The organism is Winogradskyella forsetii (assembly GCF_013394595.1).
Classification (GTDB): domain Bacteria; phylum Bacteroidota; class Bacteroidia; order Flavobacteriales; family Flavobacteriaceae; genus Winogradskyella; species Winogradskyella forsetii.
Genome location: NZ_CP053348.1, coordinates 3,741,314 through 3,763,791 on the forward strand (window position 1 = coordinate 3,741,314; position 22,478 = coordinate 3,763,791).

The window sequence follows — 22,478 nt, forward strand, 5'->3', positions numbered from 1 at the left end:
TTATTCGTCTCTTAATGCATCTATTGGTTTAATCATCGCGGCTCTATATGCGGGAATAAATCCTGCTAAAGCACCAGCAAACACCAAAAGAAATACTGTTGTCAGTGCTATATTAAAATCCACTTGTGGGTATTTTATAAAGTCACTCTCTATTTGAGGTCCAACCAATTCCAATAATCCCAACCCGAATATTAATCCGAATAAACCTGCAAACATGGTTACAAAAACGGCTTCTTGAAGAATCATACCTACTATAGACATTGGCAATGCTCCCAACGCTTTTCTTATACCAATTTCCTTGGTACGTTCTTTTACAATAATTAGCATAATATTACCTACGCCAACTATACCAGCAATAATAGTACCGATACCTACAAACCAAAACACAGCCCTAATAGTTGCAATTAATGAATATATTTTCTGTGCTTCCTCTAATGTGTTAAAAACCCTTACAGCACTTACATCATCTGGTGCAACCGTATGGATTTCCTTAAGTTGCTGTTCAATACCTTCTGCAATAGCATTGGACTGCACAACAGCTTCGTCAAAATTATTAGCCATTTTTACTGTAAATGCCATATTTCTAATATTCTCTCCTGCATTAAATACTTTTTGGGCTGTGGACACTGGAATATAAACTTGTCCTTCTTCACGATCTCCTCCTGGATCAAAAAACACACCGACCACTTTAAAATTCATTCCAAAAATCTGAAGATTCTGATTGATTGGATCGTCACCTTTAAAAAGATCAGTTTTCATTTTGTTCCCAATAACAGCAACTTTTTTACTACCATCAACATCAGATTGATTGATAAAACGACCTGATCCTATATCTGCATTTTCAATAAACTGATTGTCTGGTGAAGTACCACGAACGCGATAATCTCCCGTTTCATTATTATAGGAAACGGTTGCTCCCCAAATGGCATAATCCTTTGTTCTGTATTCTAAATAGTTATCATATTTATTTTCAACAGCCTTAAAACTTGAATTTTTAAGTTGAATATATCGTCCCGGATTTAAACCTTTGTAGCCCTTCGTTGTGACGCCTGTCCAAACAGAAATTCTATTGGTCGCATCTTGTTCAAATTGAGATTTTACGCCATTTTCGATACCTTTACTAAATCCGAGGAGTATTACCAAAATGAAGATTCCGGACGCTACAGAAAGTCCCGTAAGAAACGTTCGCAATTTATTTTTGCTCAAGGTTTCGAATATCTCTTGCCAACGTTCTAAATCAAACATGTAGTGACGCTCTTACTTGTTCTACTTTGCTATCATCTATAATAACACCATCCTTTAGGTTAACAATGCGTTTGGTCATTTGTGCTATATCATGCTCGTGGGTAACGACCAATATGGTTTTACCCTCGTCATTGATCCCTTGAATGAGGTCCATAACTTCGTAAGAGGTCTTTGTATCTAAGGCTCCTGTTGGTTCATCTGCCAATAACACTTTTGGGTCACTTGCTAATGCTCTCGCAATTGCTACACGTTGTTTTTGCCCACCAGAAAGTTCACTTGGTAAATGATGAGACCATTGTGCCAAACCTACTTTTTCGAGGTAATGCATGGCTCTCTCTGTGCGCTCTTTTCGCTTGACGCCTTTATAATATAAAGGCATAGACACATTGTCTAAAGCACTTTTGTAATTGATAAGGTTGAACGATTGAAAAATGAATCCGAGAAACTGATTTCTATATTTAGCCGCAATTTTTTCGTTTAAGTTTTTGATTGGTACATTGTCGAGAATGTATTGACCTGAATCTGCTTCATCCAACATCCCTAGAATATTCAATAAGGTGGATTTTCCAGAGCCTGAAGACCCCATAATAGATACCAACTCCCCTTCTTTAACATCAAAATTTATTCCTTTAAGTACGTGAAGCGAGTTGCTTCCCATGTGGTAAGATTTGTGTAGATCTTTAATTTGAATCATAGTATGGTTAGTTGGTTAAAACCAAACGAACATTTAGTTTTGTACAATTTTACTAAAATCTGAATGGTTTTTATGCCAACAAATTGTTAATAAACATATATGCATAAGACTCTTAAGATGAAGGAATGTTACAGTTTTTGGTCTTAATTTTTAGACTTTTCTGATTTATTAAATTTTCTATAAATAATATAACCAATTGAAGCCACCAAAATATATGGCACAGCCATTAAAAACGTAATGCCGTTATTAATTCCCTCTGCAGCAGATTGGTCCTCTCCACTTTCCAAAACAGCACGGCACATGGCGCATTGCGCGTTCAAGCTTAGTGTAACGTAAAAAGTAAAAATCAGAAATATCAATTTGTGCTTCATTTTGTGCTTTGTTTAGAAACCTATTAGGTTCTGTAAGCCTTTCAGGCTAAATGAACTAAGAATAGTAAGGCGAAATCATTAGATAAACCACAACACCTGATACAGCCACATAAAGCCATAACGGAAACGTAATTCTAGCTATTTTCTTATGTTTTTCTATATTATTCGTAATCGCCCGTACATAAGTAACTAACACAAAAGGAATGATAACTACCGATAATAAGATATGAGTGATAAGTATAAAATAATAGATATATCTAATTACCCCTTCTCCTCCAAATTTTGTGGAATCACTAGTCATGTGATAAGCAACATACAGCACGAGAAAAACAACAGAGCTCCAAATAGCGGTTGTCATTAAATTTTCATGAAGAACAATATTTTTGTTTTTTATGGCTATAAAAGCGATTACCAAAACTATGGCTGTGAATCCGTTAATAGTAGCATAGATTGGTGGTAAAATAGTAAGTGGCTGAACATCAAAGCCTAACTCCCTGAGATTAACACCAAATAAAGCGGCAACTGCCAATGGTATTACAATTGACAAAACTATAATCCACTTATTGTATTTTTTTTCTTTTTCTATATCTACTGAATTCATTCTAGTTTATTTTTAGAGTCTTCGCTGCGCGCTGAATGACAGTGTGCTATTCTTTTAAAAGCTTGGCTATATCTTCTTTCAAAATCGTTATTTCCTGAGGAATTCCATCTTCATCAACTCCAACGGCTTCTGGAATTAAACCATTATAAAAAATTAACGGATTTCCGAAGTTGTCTTTTCTAGACCTTATAAAACCTTCTTTATCTATTAAAGCAAAATTTCCCGAGTGCTCAAAACCACCTTCTACACTTTCGTCTTTAGCGGTGTAGAGATTAAAACCTTCATTAGCTAACTTATAAATATCCGTTTCATCGCCTGTTAATAAGTTCCAATTCGGATTTGTGATATTGTATTTTTCTGCATAAGCTTTTAAAACTTCTGGCGTATCAATATCTGGTGTGATTGTAAACGAAGCAACACCAAAATTTTCAAAATCCTTAAATTGATTTTGGACCTCCACTAAGTTTCGGTTCATTATTGGACAAATGGTTGGGCACGTGGTAAAAAAGAACTCCACCACATAGACTTTACCTAAATAATCCGCGTTGGTAATGATTTTACCATCTTGGTTTGTGAAACTAAATGCTGGTACTTTTTTAGGTTGGCCGTTAATTTCCAAATAGGCTAAATCACTTTTACCTTTTTTCGTGTTTTTTTCTTCTATTGTTGAAGTTGACACATCCTGACTTCGACTTCCATCTCTAACGATGTCGCCATCACTGATACGGTCTATTATTTTCGGGACAAAAATAATTCCGAAAACTAGAATGATAAATGTAATACCGACATACGAATAGTTCGTTCTTTTACTCATGGCTTTGTTTTATTTCTTTTTCGCGTCGCGTATTTGAATCGTCAAATTTTCCTTGTCGTTTCTGACGGTATTCCGTAAATAGAATTCTTACATCGTCACTCATCATATTCTTAATTTCAGCAACTTCAATGGTGTTATATTCATACACACTGAAAGCAGGTTTTTCCGCTTCAATTTGACGCTCATCCCGTCCATCGATCCTGCCGCGTTGGTTTAAGTCTTTATCTATAATGAATACGTTTTTTGTGGATAAATCGTCTTCTAAATTGCCATTGGATCGCAGTGAATTATACAACATCTTTATTTCGCCTTCCGTACCAAAAGCATAATGCCAAAATTTTAAATCTTCGTAGGTATTAATCTCTTTTTTAAGCGCACCAATTTCATCTTCCGTTCCTTCTGGAACTACAATCACAATTTGAAAATTTTTAAACCCCTTAAATTTATCATAGACCAACTCTTTAAGATTTAAAGCAGCGATCGAATTTTTTAAAGGTGTTTTGCCTAAAAATCCTAAAACCGTGATCTGTTCTTTTAAACGTAAACTGTCAGCTCCATCAGAAGTGAAATTTTCAATATCTGAAACCTTTTCATTGACCACATTTAATGGCTCGTAATTGTGCTTTGCGGGATAGAGCATCAACAAAAAAGCAACGGGTAAAAAAAACAAAATACCGAGAACTATATTACGTTTTACTTTGTTCGTTTTCATTTGTTATGAAATAAAAATCCCAGTTGTTTTAGTTAGTTCTTTTTGCACTTTACTTTGGATTGCAAAAATAAAAAAGGTGGTTTAGAAAAACCACCTTTTAATTGTATTTAACACTTCGGCTACGCTCAGTGCAGGAACTTCGGCTACGCTCAGTGCAGGAACTTCGGCTACGCTCAGCGCAGGAACTTCGGCTACGCTCAGCGCAGGAACTTCGGCTACGCTCAGCGCAGGAACTTCGGCTACGCTCAGCGCAGGAACTTCGGCTACGCTCAGTGTAGACTTTTGGGCTACGCCTAGTTCAAGTACTTAGACTATACGAAATGTACAGTTATATATTTTGTTAAAAATCCTTCTTGATTAAAGCGTCTTCGCCATTGTAAACGTCAAAGACATAACCACCTTCTTGTAACATAATAAAAATCAAATAACAAATAAGGAATACGCCTGTCCAAACCACCATTTTTCTCAAGCTGCCAGTTTCATCTCTCATGTGCATAAAATCCCATGTAATGTAGTAGGCTTTCACAATAGTTAATAAAATGAAAATTAGATTTAAAGGTTTCATATATACAAAAGGCGATAAAATAATATTACCTAATGTAGCAAAGAATCCACCTTCTATAGGATCAATCCAAGTCTCCATTAAAAAATCTGGTTTATAAATACCTAACACCACTTCTATAAGTGTCACTATAGTAAGGAATACTAGAACGCCCCAAATTTTGCTTGTGTTGGATTTAAACTTAACTAAACCTCTAAATATTTCTAATTTATGTTCGTGTGCCATAATTTAAACTTAATTTCTTTTTATACTAAATAGAAGAATGTGAATACAAATACCCATACCAAATCGACAAAGTGCCAGTATAATCCCACTTTTTCAACCATCTCATAACTTCCTCGACGCTCATAGGTACCAAGAATAACATTAAAGAAAATAATAATGTTGATTATGACACCAGAAAATACGTGGAAACCGTGAAAACCTGTAATAAAGAAAAAGAAATCGGCAAATAATGTGGTTCCGTATTCATTTACCTCAAGGTTTGCCCCTTTCACTACGCGTTGCCCATTCTCTTTTATTTGTTTCAAGGATTCGGCTCTAGACAATACTGTTTTATGACCATTTTCGTCAATAAACTGGGTTCTTACCAAAACATTTTCATTGGCTTGTAAACCAGCATATATCTCATTTACCGTATAAGGCGGTAAAGATGCTTCTTCTCTAAACCAAACGCCATTCTTTCTTTCGTGCTCTACTCTTACATCGGCAATTGGTATAGCGATATCATCAATGGAAACGCGTTTAAATTTTTCTACACCATCCACAGTGACATATTCTCCAAACTGTAAAATATTTCCACCTTTAGATTGCACAGCACCATAATCGCCCTGAATAAATGTTGCCCATTCCCAAGCTTGTGAGCCTACGAAAATTGCACCACCAATAATGGTAAGAAACATATATATGGTTACTTTGGCTTTATTCATATGATGACCAGCATCTACTGCTAATACCATCGTTACCGAAGACATAATAAGTACAAAGGTCATAAATGCCACGTAAATCATTGGCAATTCCCGACCATGTAAAAAGGGTACGTGTGTAAACACTTCATCTGCAATTGGCCACTCGTTGATAAACTTAAATCTCGAAAAACCATAAGCTGCCAAGAAACCCGAAAATGTTAATGCATCAGATACAATGAAAAACCACATCATCAATTTTCCGTAACTTGCTCTAAGAGGCCTGTTGCCTCCTCCCCAAATTTTATCTTCTGTACCAGTAGCTACTGTAGAATCCATAGAATTTATTTAAATTTTTAAGATTGGACAAAAATAATCAAATTATATATCTAAAAAAATATAAAAACAAAAAGAGCACAACCCAAAGCACATCTACGAAATGCCAAAAATTTGCTGCGAGTTCAAAACCCAACATATTGTTGGCATTATACTTTTGTTTAAAATGATTATAAATTACAACAATCAAACATATTAAGCCAGCAATGACGTGCGCTATGTGCAAAACGGCAATGATATAAATGTAAGACATCGTGATATTACTGGTTGGTCCCGTGAAGTTATAGCCCATTGCAATAATTTCGCCGAAACCAACAAACTGACTGTAAACAAAAGCAATACCCAAACTTAATGTTACTAATAACCAAACGGTTACCATTTGCATCTTGCTTTGTTTTAGTGCTTGTTTGGCAAGAATAAATGTAAAGCTACTGAACAAAATGAATATTAAACTTACCATAAATGCGTTTGGCAATTGAAAATCTACCAACCAGTCTTCATTCAATCGTTGTTTGCTGCTTACAATAAACGCACTCACCAAGCCCGAAAATGACATAATCAATGAGCCAATACCCACCCAGAGCATCATCTTTTTAGACCTTGCCCTTTTTTCGTCTCGTGTTCCCTCGGTTAAATCCATATTATCTTAAAAATTTATCTGCAACGTATATGATTTGCAATAATGTGATATAAAAAACGCTTGATAGCATCAGTTGTTTAGCGGCTTTTACAGAACGTTCTTTAAATAATCTTAAGGCATAAAACAACATGACCAAACCAAGTATAAAAACTAAAATTGCACCTACAATCGATAATTTTAAATCACCTGTAAATCCAAATACGGGAATTATAGAAACAATGATGGTCCAAACACTGTACATTATTATTTGCACTGCTGTACCTTTATCTGGTTTGCCCGTTGGCAACATGTGGAAACCTCCTTTTTTGTAATCCTCGTGCAAAAACCATCCAATAGACCAAAAATGTGGAAACTGCCAAAAGAACTGAATGGCGAATAAGGTACCAGGTTCAATGCCAAAACTATTACGAGCGGCCACCCAACCCAACATAAAAGGAATAGCGCCTGGCAAGGCACCCACAAAAACAGCCAATGAAGTTTTAGTCTTTAGAGGTGTGTAAACACTTGTATATAAGAATATGGAAATCGCACCATACATCGCCGTCTTTGGGTTAATGATATATAGTGTTATTAAACCCAAAACCGTAAAAGAAGTGGCGATAATAAATGCCGTGTTTACGGTCATTCTGCCAGCAGGAATCGGTCTGTTTTTAGTACGATCCATAAGCGCATCCAAGTCGCGCTCAATAATTTGATTATAAGCATTTGATGCTCCAACCATAAAATAACCACCAAGAGTCAACAAAAGCAATGTTGTTAAACTTATGGTTTCTGCGCCCAAAAAATAACCGGCAATAGAAGAAAACACCACACTTATGGACAAACCCATTTTAGTGATTTCCTTAAAATCCGTAACCACAGAAGCTGTTGATACCGTTGATTTTGTACTACTCAAACCGATTAAATTTAGTTCTTTTTAAAGCGAGTGCAAAGATAGTTTGAAAATTGAATATGAGCAATGTTATGGTTTAGTTTTATTGATTTAAGACGTATGGATTAATTTTCACAGAAAATGAGTGACAGAGTATTGACTTCAGTAACCCTAAGCCATTGCAATGTGTTGAAAAATGTAGAGTAGATAAATTCCCATTGGATACTGCCATAAAAAAATTATATTTACTGGATAACAGTAATATTAATCTTACTATAACCTGATAAATTTACGGGATAAAAGTAATAAAGGTTATTATATAACTAGTTAGGCAACATTAGATGAAACCGTATATTGACAAAATATCTGAATTAATTAAACCGAAAGAAATTCGACACGAAATTCACTCTTTTGATTCTGGTGCATTTATGGTCGATATTTGGATAAATAATGACTTTTATTGTATTCAGCCATTCGAAAACAAATTTGGAATTAGCAAAGTAACGGAAGAAATTGATTTTAGTACAATTCCAGACAAAACATATACTGAATGGAAAAGTTTCAAAACAGAATTAGAAAAAGTGATTAATGAATAAACCTGACTTTCTATTCTTACTACTTGGAGCAAGTTATGCTTCTTTCAAATTTGCTAAAGAATTTGTCAAAAATGACTTGAAACCTGAATTCAGATATGATTTGGAATTAAATGTTTCTCACGACAATCCTGAATTAAAACAATTTGACATTTACCCAGAAGATAACGAAAAGAAACTCTTTGACTTAACTGACAAAGAAGTAGTTGAAATTCTATGGCGAAATAATAAAGTACCAGTTTGGATTGATATTGCAGTTTCTAAATCTGACAGAAAGAAAACTACATTTAGACTTTTATGTGCTGGTAGATATTCTGATGATAAAAATGAATTTTATTATAATAGTGGTGGTTCTGGACCTTTTGGAATTAAAAGTCCTAATCATCCTATTGGATATAAAGAAGGAACTAAGTTTAGATTGAAAAAAAAATAACGATTGCCTAACACCGCATAAAATTAATTGCTGGTTTTAGCCAATTTACGAAAGTCCTCGCGGACTTTCTATCTGTGATTTATTTGCTAACTTTAGTGCTTAAAACACGCAACTAATCTTATACAAACACGTTGTGCTTCATTATGAGCAAAATTGATAAAATATTTTATGAGTGGGATAATAAATTCTTTGATTTGGAATATGAATTGGGAACCGACATTTCAATATTACGTAAAAGTAAAAACTTAAAAGAGGTCATTAATGAAGATACCGGAGAAATTGAATTTGAAGGTCTTAATGGAATTCCCGATAAAATATTATTGAAGAATAATAAAATAGCTTCAATCTGGCTATCGGGCAGATTAGAACTCCCGAATAATGACTCTCTTTTTCAACTTCCAATGGAGGATTCATTACCAAAACTGAATAAAAAACTAAAGTCGCTGAATAATAAAATTCGAAATGTAGAAGGTCTAAAAGATTACAATGAATCTGATGTCCTTTATCTTATATTTAGAGGAGGTTTCATCACCTTAATTGGAATTTTAAAAAGAAAGAATAAATAACGAAAGCACAACAATGGCTATAAGTAATTGCTTGTCCTCGCCTACTTCTGAAAATCTTCGCGGATTTTCAGTTTGGTGTGTACTTGCAAAGTTAAGTGCTAACCCACGCAACTACTCATAGCCGAGAAGTTACCTACAATTTGATGAAAAACACGTTAAAACTAATAATCTTAGGAACTCTGATTTCAACATTTGTTTGTTGTAAGCAAAATAACAAAACGGAAAAAGAGGCAGAACTGAATAAAATTTCGGATTCAACTTTATTGAATCAAACTAATTCAGAACTAAAAACAATTAAAAGTAGTATTCCTGAAAATATAGACTCAGAATTTAAAATCTTCTTAGAGTATTTTAATAAAGATTCGATTTTTCAAATAAGCCGTGTAAATTTCCCTATAAAGTCAAAACAAATCAACTATGAAAATTATGGGACTATTGAAAAAATAACTGATATTGATAATTATGAAATAATTGACTTAACTATTGACCCTTCTTCCGAGACAAAAGAATATGACAAATACACTCAAAAAACTATTCTAAAAGAATTTAAAGCTGTAATTGAAATACGTGGAATTGATAACGGAATCAACTGTGACTATGAATTTGAAAAAATAAACGGAAAATGGAAATTAACAACTTGGAGTAATTTATCAACATAAAAAACAGCCAGTAACATCCAAATATAACAAATAGAATTTTAAAATTCTACCCCTACCTTTAGACTAACAAACATTACTAGCAAAACTGGCTTTAATGAAATACTCAGCTTTTTGTTACGCAATTTTATTTTCGACTTTTAAGAACGTCAAATCCATGTAATAATTATCTAAAAACCATCCACAATTGGGCATGTTGAATTTAGTGACTTCAAATACCAAACTCTGACTTATCGCTATCAACTAAACCCTAAAAATCATTATACCAATTAAACAAATCCGTTCTTACGCCAACACTAAACCAGAGCGTGTTAGAGTCTTGTGTTGAAGCGGTTATCGCATCTGGATTAAAATCCCTATAAATAAGGTTAGCGAATAGTTTTAGGTTAGTGGCAGGATTCACTAAGTAACTCGCTTGGACTTCGGTCATAAAACTATTGGTTTTGTTGCCTTGTCCAATTTCTATTCCTGTATCTGCATTGCGATCATTATAATTTCTATAAATATCGCCTCCATAAGAAAAACTGTCTTCATCGGTATTAAAATCAAAGCCACGCTGCCCAATGATGAATTTAGCATCCGCAGCCCATCGATTATAATTGTAACGACCAATCAATACCAACTCTCTAAAATTTGCGCCCCAAAGGTGCGCCATCGGCTGGTTGAAATGGGCATAATTCAAAATTTGTGTATTGTGGGAATAGGTGTAAGGCCTTACACGATTATATTCTGCTTGAAGTAATAGATTATCCACCTTGAAGGCATTAAAATATTTTACGCCCAATTGAAATCCGAATTTATTTTTCCAGCTTTTTTCTCCAGCTCTTACATCGCTTAAAGAGAATTCATCCAGTATAAATTGTCCATAAAGGTTGACTTTATTGTTCCATTTATATTTAGAACTGAGTCCTAAAATGGCATTTCCCGAGCCTTGCCCGGATTCAAATTCTATAGCCCTAAAAAAGATGATGGGATTCAAATAATTAATGTCAAAACCTCTTCCATTGGAATCTACCCACATTACGGATTCAAACAACCCAATGTTTAAACGTTTGGAAACATTCCAGCTTAAATAATGATTGGCCATGTATTTCGTTAAAAAGGCCTTATCCTCCACAACTTCATCCCTAACATCCTTTAACCACATCCATGTACTGGTGTATTTTATTTTCCAGAAGGAGGTGTTCAACTTTAAGAAAGTATAAGGACTGGTCACATCACTTTGGAACAATGAGCGGTATCCATCTCCAATAAAGTTTTTACCATGCCCAAACTGAACATTTAAAAAATCTGCTGGTGTGTAAGATAGATAGGCCTCTGCCACAGGATAATCATAAGAATCATCCTTAAATCGTTTCGCAATACCACGACCTGGAATAATCGCTGGATCGGGACCAAAAGCTTTAAGACTTTCTGCATAGCGGTTGTAATAATCTGCAAAACGTCCTTGACTTTCATAAACCGAAGTCACCAAATTAAAACGTTTGCCTAAACCGGCTTGTATATAAATCCCTCTCGTATTATTATAGGTAGAACTAAAATCTGCCTCACTATCTTTTCCTACCTGCAAATCGAAAATAGGATCTACCGTAAACCAATAATCTTTTCCTTGTACCCTTACCAGATGCTCGTTAAACAATTTTTTACCTGCCCAAGAATCCGTATCCTTTGCTAGACTTTCCTTTTCAGCTTTAATATCATAATACCTCGCCACCTCACTATACACAAAAGGTTTTGCTGCGGTATGGCTATTGGTGCCAATGGCATTCATTTCTGCATCAAAACGCGCATAATAAGAATGTGTAAATGGAACATTAAGTTCACTGTTATATTCTAAGTTTTCGAAAGGTTTTAAATCCTCGTTAACTTTATCAAACTCATTCGATAAGGTGGCATTGAGACTATCCTTTTCTGTAAGCTGAACCTCATCATCAACTATATCTGCTTGTCTAACAGGTTGAGTTAAAGGTATGGCGATTGTAATACTATACTGAACAAAGGTTGGTTTTCCGTTGTAAGTGGCAGGTTTTATCTTTGGAAGCAAATCAAAAACACGAATGCTTTCCTCTTTTAATTCTTCGTAAATAGCATCTGAATAGATGACCTTGAATTCACCTTCCTTATTAACTTCAAACAGCACTTGGACATCGCCATTATAAGATTCCTCTGAAACGATTTCCGGTATTTTAAAATTTTCGAATATAAACGTATTGAGCGTAAAATTGAAGCAGGATTTTAATTGATCGATAACTTCGGAATCACAGTCATCGAACACTGGAGGTTTCTCATAAGTAGTATTCGATTGGGCATAACCAAAAACGGTCGATAGAAGAAAAGCAAATAGCACAATGCGCTTCATAAAGGACTAATTATTTAATAGGCGAAAGATACTTAATTTTTTTAGTAAGCCTAAACCCAAAATAGACATTAAAAAAACCGCTATTGAAAATAACGGTTTTTAAATTTACGAGCTAGTTTTCAATTAATTTCTAGCGTCATATACTATAGGTAATGTATAGATAACACCAACAGGTACTTGACGTTGTAAACCCGGTTCCATTTGTGGAATTTGATTAATGACGCGTTTCGCCTCATTTTCTAAAGCTTGATGCGGTCCTCTTATTTTGATATCCGTGACATTTCCGTTTTTATCAATTGTAAATTGGGTTGTAATTCTTTGTCTTCCTGAAATACCATATTCTGAACCGATACCTACATCAAACTTTTTACCAATTAACTTAGTAATTTTGTCTGACATACATTTTTTTCGGTCTTCGTTCGTTTTCTTGTTTTCGCAACCTGGATATACAGGTACCTTTTCAATTCTAGAAAAAGGCACAGGTTCTAAATCATTCGGCTCATCAATAACTGTAATATCATCAACCTTTACTGGGTTATCTGATATAGGTGTTGGATCCGTAACAATAAGATCAACCGGATCTTTAATCACAAGTTCATTATCCACTTCTATAATTTTATCAATTAAAACAGTTTGTTTAGCCTGACTCTGCTTTGTTTCAGGAACAACTTCGGGTTCCACCCTAAACTTCTCGACAACATCTATAGTCGCTAATTCATTTGTCTCAACGGTGTCAACAATGAGTTTCTTTTCTTGAAACTGCATTTCAAAAAGTGCATAAGTACCCAACAAACAAAGTATCAAACCAATTTGGAAATAAAGGGTTGAGTTTTTTTGTAAATTTGCATCATGCTTTTGTGATTTCTTCACTTCAGTGATGCTCTGACCAGCATTACCGAAGTCTTTTTTAGAATTTTTCATAATATTTATGATTTAAATGTTAATATTATGTAAAAGTCACAATAAGCATACCAAAACGAAAATCCCGTCCAATTAATTTTGAACGGGATTTTTATATAGGATAAAATTCTATTTATGTCTTAATCTTGCACTTGGAATACGATAGGAATTGAGAACGGCATTACCACCGGTTTCCCTCTTTGTTTTCCTGGTTTCATTTTAGGTAATAAACCAATCACACGCTTTGCTTCTTTCTCTAATCCAGGATGTGGACCACGAGCACCAATACTAGTTATGTTTCCTGATTTATCGACCTTAAACTGTACAAAGATTCTTTTTTTACCTGGTGGCAAACCTAAATCACCAGCTAAGTCTGTATTGAACTTTTTACCAATGAATTTATTAACCTTTTCATTCATACACTCTTTCTTAGCGGCATTGCCTTTTTCCTTTTCACACCCAGGGAAAACAGCCACATTTTCAATCACGGAAAAGGGTACTTCAATATCTTCTTCAACTTCCGCAACCTCAACTTCCTCTACTTCAACAATCTCTGTTTCCATTTCTGTTTCTGTAGATTCAATAACAGTCTCCTCTACTTCAACCTCATCCTCAACAACTTCAATAATTTCAGGAGCTGGTGGTGGCGGTGGTGGCGGTGGTGGCGGTGGCGTTACTAGTTGTTCTGTAATTGGCACTTCCTCATCTAGCTCATCATCTAAATTAAGCGAGTCTGCAACCACACCTGTTGGATCATAAGTTTTGTAATTAATTGCTAAATATGTAATACCTAACATTACAGCAAGACCAACAGCAAAGTACAAGGAACTATTGCGGCTTACATCTGATTTTGGATTCTTTTTAGGTTCCATAGAATTATTTTTATTATAACATTGCTAATTTAACTAAATAATAGTAAAATAAACAAGGCTTTGGGTTATTTTAACTTAGAAGTCATTTAAAACTTCATTTATTAAAGAAAAAATCAATATAATTTAACCTGATTTCAAATGTTTTATTCCTTCAAATACATAGTAAAGCAATTAAAAAATATTTCAAATTAATTTTTAAAAATCTTTAGTATATTGAATTGAAGTGCAATTAACGTACCAAAAACCGCTCCAATACAATTTGCTATCAAATCGAAAGTATCGTATGTTCTATTCGGATTGAGCAAGTACTGCAATATTTCTAATATAAAACCAAATAAAACTGCAGCAAAGAAAATGGCAAAAGGCATATATTTAGCTTTAAAAGGTTTAAAGTAATTGACCCATAAAAAAGCTAAGCCTAAATAAGCGACGACATGATAAATCTTATCATCGAAAGATGATCCAAGACTTGGCACACCATTTAAACTAATTAAGCTTGATATAATCAATGCCAAGGTATAACCAATTGACACCAATAAAAGCATTTTTTTAACCACTGATGAGTGCTTTATAGTCGTCTGCGGATAATAAACTATCTATTTCTGAAGCGTCTGAAAATTTTAGTTTAATCATCCAACCGTCACCATAAGGATCTGAATTCACTTTTTCCGGTTCATCTTCTAAACCTTCGTTGAATTCAATTATTTCTCCTGATAAAGGCAAAAATAAATCTGAAACTGTTTTAACAGCTTCTACAGTACCAAATACCTCCTCAACATCTAAAGTTTCATCCAAAGTGTCTACTTCTACATAAACAATATCACCAAGTTCGCTCTGGGCAAAATCAGTAATACCTATGGTGGCGATATCGCCTTCAATTTTAATCCATTCGTGGTCTTTGGTGTATTTTAATTCGGCTGGTGTATTCATCTTAAATTTAATATATCGTTAATTACGCAAATGTAATTTTTTAATAGCTTCAATTCAAATCTAAACCCATTTTATTATGGGTATCAATTTCCAAAATTATATCGTAATGTAAATCCTGCTCTGACCGATGTTTGAGGAAATGAAGTTGAAATGGCAAAATCCGAAAAACTGTAATCAAAATAGAAAATAGCAGTTAGGTTTTTTGTGAAAGCATAATCTGCCGTATATTTTACGCCCCAAATGGTCTGTCCTGCGGTAACTTGATTGTTCTCTAAATCCAAATATCTAATAATGGTTTTGTTGTCCCTGACAGTTACATCCGCTCGCATATTCAAATCACTAACTATAATTTGCTTTGGTCCCGCCAATTTAGAACGGATTCTTAAATCCTTAAAACGGTAGCCCAAACCAAGCGTGTATTCCTTACCTTGAATTTCCGTCATCAAATTATTATCAAAACTTAAGGACAAGGTTCTGTCTGTGGCCACTTCTGCCAAGACCTTGATTGAATTTTTCATTTCAAAATCTAAACGCACCAAGGGACTAAACTGCTCTTCTAAATTAATATTACTGAACAAGGTTTCATTTTTAAAATTGCCAGCTTGGTCAATTGCGTCAGTATTTTCTGGCGCGCTAGCTGTAACGGTTCGATCTGGTGCTACATAATCCAAATTAGTTCTAAACTGATTTATGGTATAGTTAGAGCGGTAACCATGTTGCACAGAAAAACGTCTAAATGTTTTCTTAAACCATGGAATTTTCATCAAACCAGTATATTTTAGAGTCCAGTTTGGTAATGGGATATCACGAAACGCTCCTGTGTTTACTTTATCTGGATTAGTGCCTTGGTAAGCTGATAAAAATGCTGGTAATAAAACACGCTGACTGTTTTTACCAAAGCCTTCAGGATAACCTTCTGCATCTGTATTAAAAGGTGTTGAGCCATAAAACTCACGAGCTAAACGATTGGCTATAATTAATCTATTAGCTCTAAAATCATTAAAAGTAGCGGATTGATTTTCATCACTTTTGCTAAAAGCTGTTTTAATTAATACGGTTGAAATATTGAAGTTCCCAAATGAATTCGAAATTAAACTTATATATTCATCACTTAAGTCATCATCATCTTCGCCGTCTGGAGCTATAAAGCTTTCCGAGGTATTTTTAGCATAAGTCCTATTACCAATAAAATCAATTTTCAAATCTCTCATTGGCTCAACATTCACCGAATAATCCAGCGCTGTATTTTGCACTTCGGTATACTGTTCATTAAAATCATCATATGTCGTTAGCCAACCGTTTCGCGCAGCTAAACCCCTAATATCTCGCTGACTACCAAAGGTGTAACCAACCGTTGGTTTTAAAGTTCCTATAAAACCAGGGGTTGGCAAATAACCCGGAAGAAACGTCCCATTGTTTTCGCTATAGCCCAACTGAACACGTTTGACCATAGTGACAATATCAATCACGGTATTATAAGCCTTTGCACCCACACTTAACTTATTTGGGTCTTTAGTGTCGCCATCCTTAGCGTCATCGGTTTTAGCAGGTGTCGCTGAACGTCGGGTTGCCGCTCTACCTCTCCCACGACCTCTTGCGTTTTGTTTTCCTTTTTTAACCAAACCTAAGGTTTTATATAAGGTTTCCATATTAAGGGTCGAATTGATATTGTGCGTATTAGAATTTTGAATGGAATTCCCTAAATTAAACGTATTGAAAGTACCTGGTACATCTGGATCTTCAACTTGCAAATTGGTATTTAAATCCGATCCTTTTTGCCATTGAAATGTTCCATTGTAGGCATAGGTTGCCTTTAAGAAGCTTAAGACTGGAATTTTATACAATGGTAACTCATAATTCAATTGTAGCTGCTGTGTTTGAAAATTTGGATCTCCAAAATTGAAAAAACCGTCCCAAACATCGAGCTCTGGATTTTGAAGCCCTCCAATACGATCGTCAATAAAATAATTACGAACTATATTGGTGTTCGCAGCCGTAAAGTTTAAACTCAAAGCATCTGTTATGTTATAATTGATAGCATATTGAAAATCGAAGGTATAATTTCTTCGGAACAATTCCTCTATACCAATGTTTCCACCTCCCAATTCTACCTCCCTGAATTTTTGTTTGCTAAACTGTCTGTTGATATCTGTATTCACTGAAAAACTCGATGGTAACAAATTAAGGTTGAAATCTTTTAAGATTTTCCAATATTTACCTGTAAATAAGGAGTCGTTTTTTCTAAAAGGTTCAATTTTAACAGGCTCAAATGCATAATTATAGTTGACACCTGCCCTTACGGTTTGGTCTAAGGCATTTTCAATTTCAAAATCGCGATGTTCTACTTTATTATAGGAGTAGTTGACCGTTAAATTTTCAACATCGTAAAAGTGCTTTTTAGAATCACCCGTTTTTTGTTTTCGTACACCAATAAAATTAATGCTCTGGCGTTTGGTATAATCCTCAGATTGTTCTCTAATACGATCCTCTTCTTCATTGGAATCTGCAGCATCTATTCGCGATTCTAACGTAAGGTCATTATAAAATTGATCAAATTTAGGGGTTATTAACTCTTCACTTCGAGCGTAATTAAAAGGAATTTGAAGGCCCCAAGTTTTAGGCAATAGCTGTCCCAATTGCACATTGGTAACGACGTCGTATTGTTTTACATCCTCTAAACTACGTTCATTAGGGCCTTGATCGAGACTACCAAAACCAATAGTACTTCGTCTTCCTGTAGCACTGATATTGGCAAAATCTGCAATTTGAGTATCCATGCTCACTACGGTTGCCCAACCTCCATCATTATCCATGTCTGACATACGCAGTTCGTTGAACCAAACTTCGCCGCAAACATCTTGTTGGGTCATTGCTGGATTTCCATTTTTCACGCCAATCATCAACACTCTAATATCTCCAAAATTTGGATTACCTTTTATGGCGATACGCTGCTGTTTAGCATCTGATGTCGCATCATAAGGCATTTCATCTGGATTTGTAAATCCATCCTCATCAAGTGCGCCATCAACTACGTTGTAAAATGTAGGATCTTCATCACTTAAAGTCATATCAGAAATACCAAGTGCTTTAATTTTTTGCAAAAACTCCAACGGTATATTTATTTCATTCTCATTTGGCCAGACGTCTTCAGCTGATGCACCAAGTCCAGTATTACTCGATACTTTTAAAGGTACTTCAATCTGGTAATAATTCTGGGTAAAATCATTACCCATTCTTATAAACCCTATCATTTCATTATCCGCTAGTTGAGCACCTTCTTGTGGTTCGGCATGTATAAACATACGCAGTTTTTTATACTGACGCATATCTACATTTATATTTTTAAAGACACCTCGAGAGTCTGTTGGCTCTAAATCACATGCTTGCAGCACTAAGGATTGTTCGTTCTGCCTTATGATAGTGTTATTATTGTTTAATTGTTCTTGTACTACACCTGGAGGCGTCTGATAACCTAAATTTTCCTGAACATTAACAACGCCAACATTAAATTCTGCGTCAGGACTATTATTGCTATCATTATTATCTAAATCCAAGGTGTAGCGTCTCCAATCACTGCGGACTAAATCTAAAGTGGCTAAACGCAAAACGGTATTTTCAGTAAAATCGGTCATATAAAGACGGGCAAAACGAACCGAACGTATATCTGAAATTCCACCAATTCGTCGCGTTTCTTCATTAATTGGAATTCTAAATTGGTACCACGTCACCTCTCTTTGGTTACCATTGGGTAATGTCACCGTTCTTTCTTGTACATCATTTATGAGCGTATTATTTGTATCTGCTAATCTTGTTGGAGTTATATCAATTTCATACTCATAATAACTATCAATAGTATTCATGGTATTATCTCTATTGATATCCTCTACGTCTGGTTGTGTCGTGGAACCTCTATTGGTGTCTGTGAAAGTATCAGGCGTATTACCTTGTAAACCATTGTATCGTTTATAGCGTTCAAAAATGTCTCCTTCTGTATTTAAATAATAGGTGTAATTATCCTTTGCAGGATCTTCACCAAAATTGTTAGCTCCAAAAACCGTATTTAACATCTGAGCCTCGTCTATATCATCATAACCATCAAGTCCCACATCTTGATTTGCTCTTTCCTCACCTGTAGTCGCAAAAGTATATATTAAAGATTGGCTTTGAGGAACTACATAAGGATTGGAAGCACTCGGCGCTTGCTGCTGAATTGTAGAAATATCTCCATCCTCCGGTAAACCGTTTTCATATTGTTTTTTGCCGTCCTTTAAAACATCTTCTGAAATATTACCAAGGTTGATGAATAATTTACCGCCTGTACTTGCTGGATTATCTAAAAATGGGTCTTGAACCCAAAACTCTATATACTCAACATTCTGTTGCTCAAAATCGGTAGAGGTAATTTGCCTTGTAATACCTGCCCAAGTAGTAGTAGGATTTAGATCCACTTCATTCGCAGCATTTGGGTCAAAATTATAAGGGCCTCGTTCTGTTGGATAGTAAGCTAAATCTAAAGTGTTAATGACCGAAGTTTGTCCTTGTACGATATCTTGATTAAAAATTTCATCAATAAAAATACGCCGTGTATATAAATCTGAAATATCATCATCCGTAATACCACTAGGTCGCTGATTACTATAAAAAATTGGATCTACCGTGTACCAGTTTAGAAGTGCCCTTCCGTAGCCGTTTTCTATTCCCGGATCATCATTCCCAGATTTATTTGAAGGCAATTCCCTTGGACGGCTCGATAAGGTCCAAGATAATGGACTCAGTATATCAATGGCGCCTTGTGTACCTTCAAAATCATCAATATACGCTGTTGCCTCACCATTAAAATTTGCGCCTTTTGAAGCGCCTGGTAATAAATAAGCAAACTCTCCTCTTAGAGACAAGTTGGAAGGTACATCTGTATCTATGTTTGGCAGTTTATTTACCATTCTAGTTAAAAACGGCACTTCCGTTGAGTAATTCCCATTAAAACCTAAGATGGTATTATTAATAGGTTCTGAATTAAAATTTGCTTTTTGGGTAATTGGCCGTTCATTAAGATTCAAAACCGTTCCACCTATTACAAAATTCTCATTGAATTGATGTTCTACATTTATACCAGTAAACCGTTTGGTTTGCTGCCCAAAAACTGCATTGTTCTCTACAGACACATTAATTGGTGTGTTAGAGGCCTTTAAAGCTTCGTCTAAAATCTCTACACGTCCCAATTGATAATTTACCGTATAGTCCACTCCTTCTACAAGCGTTCGTCCACCAGCTGTGACCACAACCGAACCTCGTGGTACATTAAATGCACCTATCGGAATACCGCCATCGCCTCCACTACTTTTAAAACGTCCTTTTATTTGGAACTTGTTTTTTTCAGCTTCATCTAAAGCTGCTGTTTTGGTGGATTTATAAAGTAGATCGTAAACATATTTTTCCTGATTTGGATTGTCATAGAAATCTGCTGCGTAATTCCCAGGGTTAAGTGGATCATCTAAAACTTCAAATAAATATTCTCCAAATGGCTCCACCTTTGTAAATACGATTTTTCCATTTTGAGGGATTACGGTAATATTCGTTGGGTTAGTGACAAAATCGAAAAAACCATCGCCTCGTTCTTGTGGGTCGTTATTAAAATTTAAGCGGTCTAAATGAAACAGCCTAATTAACGGCGTTTCGTTTATGGCAGTGTCATCATTCGTTAATGGCGTATTATTATCAAATGTAGGAAATGTTGTCCCCTCAACTGGATTTATATAATTTAAAGGCGAAGCTTCCGTATAAAATATATTCAATCGAAAATCCTCTCTACTGAGCTGAAATGCGCCAGTATCGTAAATATTTTTCATCATTAAATCCCAAATTGGCTGCTCTACATCAGTCACCGCACTTTTCAGCATTTTAAGAATTAAACTCTGGTTGTTTACCACCTGATTACCTGTAGTAGTATTGTCATCAACTACTGTGGCATCTACACCATCATTAGCAAATTCCCCAACCTGAAACACTTCTCCTCCAATAGTATATTGAAATGCAACCGCCAAAACTTCATCATTCTGTAACCGTTGGTTTAAAGAGATATAGCCTAATTGTGTATTTAAAATATACTCCTGACCTTCATTTAATTTTCTTGCAGATTCCAGTTTGCCATAATCAAAACCTTCATTTATTGGTACATTGACACCACCTTGAATATTGGTTATGTTTCTAACAGCCTCAGTTAACAATGATCCTGCGCCACTAATGTTTGTGGGATCGAAATCGTTATTTTTATTGCTCGGTCTTGCTCCTGGATTATTTACAAAGTTGGCTGGTAAAGGGTTTAATCCTATATTTTCAACAGTCGATTCCCCTAAATCTTGAAACGCCACAATATTTCTTACATTTTGGGTTTGGTTGTTTCTATTGGTTACCCATACTTCAGCTCGTGTAATTTGAAGTCCTTGATTGTTGATGAACGGATACTGTTTTAAAGCCTCATCATATGTTTCCCTAAAATACTGTGCTAAGAAAAAGTGTCTGTTTTCGTCATAATCTCTTGCAAAAAATTCAAATTCCTCAACGGTACCTCCACCTTCTGCGACTACCGATTTTGACTGTGATTGTTGTTCAGAAAATACAGCCGTCACTCTTGTTTTACCAAATTGCAATTCCGTCTTGACACCAAAAAGACTTTGAGCGCCCGTAATTAAAGAACTGTTCAATGGCATATTAACGTTACCGACTTCAATCTTTCTAATAATATCGTCCTCTGTTGGTGTGTATTCTAATTTTACGACTTGTTGGAAATCGAAAGTGGCTTCCGTATCATAGTTTGCGGTCACTTGAAGTCTAGTCCCCACTTTTCCCAGTAAGCTTAAACTTATTCTTGTATCAAAATCGAACGTAAAATTGGTTCTGTTTCTAGGTGAAAATGTGGGGTTGTCTTGTTTTGTAAACAGCACCCCTAAATCGACCTCAACGGAACCCTGTGGTATAACATTTATAGTATTTCCACCAAAGATGGTCTCAAACAAACCTGAATTCACATAGAACTCAGGCAATAGATTTTTCTGATCTTCTTCCGAACCGTCTTTTTGTCCGGCTTGGGCATCTGCCATTCTCTTGTAATAGGCTTTTAGTTTTTCCTGAAGCACCAGTTTTTGAAATTCATCTGGCGTAAGAATTAAAGGATAATTGATATTAAATTCCCCTATTTTTTCGGTGTAGACATATCGATCTAAAATAGGGTCGTAAGTATATTTTGAAACAATGCTATTTGGGTTGGGCATATTAAGCTTACCAAAGGCAAAGGTGGTTTTCGTTGAATCTTGTTCTGTTTCCGTTTCTTGAGCCAAAACCGAAGTATTTATCAGCATCAAAACAGCTACTATGAAATAAAATCTAAAGGCGTAGGGTTGACTATGTAGAGTTGTATTCAA

20 protein-coding genes are annotated in these 22,478 nt (G+C 35.2%); 4 read left to right on the forward strand and 16 right to left on the reverse strand.

The window, feature by feature from the left end; translation table 11 throughout:
- The 10 genes from HM987_RS16095 to cyoE form a co-directional block, all read right to left on the reverse strand.
- Window positions 1-1,245, reverse strand: coding sequence for an ABC transporter permease (locus HM987_RS16095; protein ID WP_179009045.1), 1,245 nt, complete (start codon window positions 1,243-1,245; stop codon window positions 1-3).
- Window positions 1,238-1,939 carry an ABC transporter ATP-binding protein gene (locus HM987_RS16100; protein WP_179009046.1) on the reverse strand — a complete coding sequence of 234 codons (702 nt, stop codon included), beginning with the start codon at window positions 1,937-1,939 and terminating at the stop codon, window positions 1,238-1,240. The genes HM987_RS16095 and HM987_RS16100 overlap by 8 nt, the downstream gene beginning before the upstream one ends.
- Before the next feature lie 143 nt (window positions 1,940-2,082).
- Window positions 2,083-2,310 (reverse strand): hypothetical protein, encoded by a 228-nt coding sequence (locus HM987_RS16105; protein WP_179009047.1) that lies wholly within the window; start codon window positions 2,308-2,310, stop codon window positions 2,083-2,085.
- A gap of 55 nt (window positions 2,311-2,365) precedes the next feature.
- On the reverse strand, window positions 2,366-2,911 hold the full coding sequence (locus tag HM987_RS16110) for a DUF420 domain-containing protein (RefSeq protein ID WP_179009048.1): 546 nt from the start codon (window positions 2,909-2,911) through the stop codon (window positions 2,366-2,368).
- Between the two features lie 46 nt (window positions 2,912-2,957).
- Entirely contained in the window at window positions 2,958-3,725 is a 768-nt protein-coding gene (locus HM987_RS16115; protein WP_179009049.1) for an SCO family protein, read from the reverse strand.
- Window positions 3,718-4,437 carry a hypothetical protein gene (locus HM987_RS16120; protein ID WP_179009050.1) on the reverse strand — a complete coding sequence of 240 codons (720 nt, stop codon included), beginning with the start codon at window positions 4,435-4,437 and terminating at the stop codon, window positions 3,718-3,720. The genes HM987_RS16115 and HM987_RS16120 overlap by 8 nt, the downstream gene beginning before the upstream one ends.
- 340 nt (window positions 4,438-4,777) lie before the next feature.
- A complete protein-coding gene (locus HM987_RS16125) occupies window positions 4,778-5,224 on the reverse strand; it encodes a cytochrome C oxidase subunit IV family protein (RefSeq protein WP_179009051.1) in 447 nt (148 codons plus the stop codon).
- Window positions 5,225-5,244: 20 nt separating this feature from the next.
- Window positions 5,245-6,243 (reverse strand): cytochrome c oxidase subunit 3, encoded by a 999-nt coding sequence (locus HM987_RS16130; RefSeq protein ID WP_179009052.1) that lies wholly within the window; start codon window positions 6,241-6,243, stop codon window positions 5,245-5,247.
- A gap of 37 nt (window positions 6,244-6,280) precedes the next feature.
- Window positions 6,281-6,880 carry a cytochrome c oxidase subunit 3 gene (locus HM987_RS16135; RefSeq protein WP_179009053.1) on the reverse strand — a complete coding sequence of 200 codons (600 nt, stop codon included), beginning with the start codon at window positions 6,878-6,880 and terminating at the stop codon, window positions 6,281-6,283.
- A gap of 1 nt (window position 6,881) precedes the next feature.
- Window positions 6,882-7,775: a heme o synthase gene (gene cyoE / locus HM987_RS16140; protein ID WP_179009054.1), complete on the reverse strand. Its 894-nt coding sequence runs from the start codon at window positions 7,773-7,775 to the stop codon at window positions 6,882-6,884.
- Between the two features lie 317 nt (window positions 7,776-8,092).
- Between cyoE and HM987_RS16145 the strand changes: the two genes are divergently transcribed.
- The 4 genes from HM987_RS16145 (at window position 8,093) to HM987_RS16160 (ending at window position 10,002) form a co-directional block, all read left to right on the forward strand.
- Window positions 8,093-8,347 (forward strand): hypothetical protein, encoded by a 255-nt coding sequence (locus tag HM987_RS16145; RefSeq protein ID WP_179009055.1) that lies wholly within the window; start codon window positions 8,093-8,095, stop codon window positions 8,345-8,347.
- Window positions 8,340-8,777: a hypothetical protein gene (locus HM987_RS16150; RefSeq protein WP_179009056.1), complete on the forward strand. Its 438-nt coding sequence runs from the start codon at window positions 8,340-8,342 to the stop codon at window positions 8,775-8,777. Before HM987_RS16145 ends, HM987_RS16150 begins: the two co-directional genes overlap by 8 nt.
- Window positions 8,778-8,920: 143 nt before the next feature.
- On the forward strand, window positions 8,921-9,343 hold the full coding sequence (locus tag HM987_RS16155) for a hypothetical protein (protein WP_179009057.1): 423 nt from the start codon (window positions 8,921-8,923) through the stop codon (window positions 9,341-9,343).
- 143 nt (window positions 9,344-9,486) lie between these two features.
- The gene (locus tag HM987_RS16160; RefSeq protein ID WP_179009058.1) at window positions 9,487-10,002 is read left to right on the forward strand and encodes a DUF4348 domain-containing protein; all 516 of its coding nucleotides are present in this window, start codon (window positions 9,487-9,489) and stop codon (window positions 10,000-10,002) included.
- 247 nt (window positions 10,003-10,249) lie between these two features.
- On the opposite strand, the gene HM987_RS16165 is transcribed toward HM987_RS16160, so the two are convergent.
- The 6 genes from HM987_RS16165 to sov all read right to left on the reverse strand — a co-directional run bounded on the left by HM987_RS16165 (window position 10,250) and on the right by sov (window position 22,478).
- Window positions 10,250-12,358 carry a gliding motility protein RemB gene (locus HM987_RS16165; protein WP_179009059.1) on the reverse strand — a complete coding sequence of 703 codons (2,109 nt, stop codon included), beginning with the start codon at window positions 12,356-12,358 and terminating at the stop codon, window positions 10,250-10,252.
- Window positions 12,359-12,481: 123 nt separating this feature from the next.
- Window positions 12,482-13,279 (reverse strand): energy transducer TonB, encoded by a 798-nt coding sequence (locus HM987_RS16170; RefSeq protein ID WP_179009060.1) that lies wholly within the window; start codon window positions 13,277-13,279, stop codon window positions 12,482-12,484.
- A gap of 119 nt (window positions 13,280-13,398) precedes the next feature.
- Window positions 13,399-14,130 carry an energy transducer TonB gene (locus HM987_RS16175; RefSeq protein ID WP_179009061.1) on the reverse strand — a complete coding sequence of 244 codons (732 nt, stop codon included), beginning with the start codon at window positions 14,128-14,130 and terminating at the stop codon, window positions 13,399-13,401.
- Window positions 14,131-14,318: 188 nt separating this feature from the next.
- A complete protein-coding gene (locus HM987_RS16180; protein WP_179009062.1) occupies window positions 14,319-14,675 on the reverse strand; it encodes a VanZ family protein in 357 nt (118 codons plus the stop codon).
- A gap of 4 nt (window positions 14,676-14,679) precedes the next feature.
- A complete protein-coding gene (gene gcvH, locus HM987_RS16185; protein WP_179009063.1) occupies window positions 14,680-15,060 on the reverse strand; it encodes a glycine cleavage system protein GcvH in 381 nt (126 codons plus the stop codon).
- Between the two features lie 83 nt (window positions 15,061-15,143).
- Complete coding sequence (sov, locus tag HM987_RS16190) at window positions 15,144-22,478, reverse strand: T9SS outer membrane translocon Sov/SprA (protein ID WP_370622874.1); 7,335 nt, start codon at window positions 22,476-22,478, stop codon at window positions 15,144-15,146.

What these genes read in the sequence shown, in the direction of transcription:
- HM987_RS16115 (WP_179009049.1), bottom strand. Translation starts at nt 3,725, where the DNA reads ATGAGTAAAAGAACGAACTATTCGTATGTCGGTATTACATTTATCATT.
- HM987_RS16130 (WP_179009052.1), bottom strand. Translation starts at nt 6,243, where the DNA reads ATGGATTCTACAGTAGCTACTGGTACAGAAGATAAAATTTGGGGAGGA.
- HM987_RS16180 (WP_179009062.1), bottom strand. Translation starts at nt 14,675, where the DNA reads ATGCTTTTATTGGTGTCAATTGGTTATACCTTGGCATTGATTATATCA.
- HM987_RS16145 (WP_179009055.1), top strand. Translation starts at nt 8,093, where the DNA reads ATGAAACCGTATATTGACAAAATATCTGAATTAATTAAACCGAAAGAA.
- HM987_RS16110 (WP_179009048.1), bottom strand. Translation starts at nt 2,911, where the DNA reads ATGAATTCAGTAGATATAGAAAAAGAAAAAAAATACAATAAGTGGATT.
- HM987_RS16125 (WP_179009051.1), bottom strand. Translation starts at nt 5,224, where the DNA reads ATGGCACACGAACATAAATTAGAAATATTTAGAGGTTTAGTTAAGTTT.
- HM987_RS16105 (WP_179009047.1), bottom strand. Translation starts at nt 2,310, where the DNA reads ATGAAGCACAAATTGATATTTCTGATTTTTACTTTTTACGTTACACTA.
- HM987_RS16160 (WP_179009058.1), top strand. Translation starts at nt 9,487, where the DNA reads ATGAAAAACACGTTAAAACTAATAATCTTAGGAACTCTGATTTCAACA.
- HM987_RS16165 (WP_179009059.1), bottom strand. Translation starts at nt 12,358, where the DNA reads ATGAAGCGCATTGTGCTATTTGCTTTTCTTCTATCGACCGTTTTTGGT.
- HM987_RS16170 (WP_179009060.1), bottom strand. Translation starts at nt 13,279, where the DNA reads ATGAAAAATTCTAAAAAAGACTTCGGTAATGCTGGTCAGAGCATCACT.
- HM987_RS16120 (WP_179009050.1), bottom strand. Translation starts at nt 4,437, where the DNA reads ATGAAAACGAACAAAGTAAAACGTAATATAGTTCTCGGTATTTTGTTT.
- HM987_RS16095 (WP_179009045.1), bottom strand. Translation starts at nt 1,245, where the DNA reads ATGTTTGATTTAGAACGTTGGCAAGAGATATTCGAAACCTTGAGCAAA.
- HM987_RS16150 (WP_179009056.1), top strand. Translation starts at nt 8,340, where the DNA reads ATGAATAAACCTGACTTTCTATTCTTACTACTTGGAGCAAGTTATGCT.
- HM987_RS16175 (WP_179009061.1), bottom strand. Translation starts at nt 14,130, where the DNA reads ATGGAACCTAAAAAGAATCCAAAATCAGATGTAAGCCGCAATAGTTCC.
- HM987_RS16100 (WP_179009046.1), bottom strand. Translation starts at nt 1,939, where the DNA reads ATGATTCAAATTAAAGATCTACACAAATCTTACCACATGGGAAGCAAC.
- gcvH (WP_179009063.1), bottom strand. Translation starts at nt 15,060, where the DNA reads ATGAATACACCAGCCGAATTAAAATACACCAAAGACCACGAATGGATT.
- HM987_RS16155 (WP_179009057.1), top strand. Translation starts at nt 8,921, where the DNA reads ATGAGCAAAATTGATAAAATATTTTATGAGTGGGATAATAAATTCTTT.
- HM987_RS16135 (WP_179009053.1), bottom strand. Translation starts at nt 6,880, where the DNA reads ATGGATTTAACCGAGGGAACACGAGACGAAAAAAGGGCAAGGTCTAAA.